Annotated in this window: 1 pseudogene; it reads right to left on the bottom strand. The window is 40.2% G+C overall.

The features are described from left to right. Positions 1-246 (bottom strand): annotated as a pseudogene (locus tag H5073_RS18165) (IS3 family transposase); the annotation flags it as partial.

Below are 246 nucleotides of genomic sequence, written 5' to 3'. Positions count from 1 at the left end.
ATCTAAATCAAGTAGTTCAGCCTGTATTCTTCGTTTGCCATACGTCGAGTGTGAGTCAGAGAAAGCTTGCTCTATTAATTGTATCTGAGCCTGTTTTTCAACGCTTTTGGGGATCGGTTTGTAATTCAGCTTGATACTGTACTTTCCATCTAGACACCGCAGATTTACCTGCACCTGACATATCTTCAATTTGCTTGTTGGTGTAACCCTGTTCGACCATCAGCTTGGCATATTCTAATTTTTGAA

It is taken from the genome of Shewanella sp. SR44-3 (assembly GCF_014163735.1).
Classification (GTDB): Bacteria; Pseudomonadota; Gammaproteobacteria; order Enterobacterales; family Shewanellaceae; genus Shewanella.
Note: the sequence above shows the minus strand (reverse complement) of the source record. Positions and strands in the feature narration are given on the sequence as shown.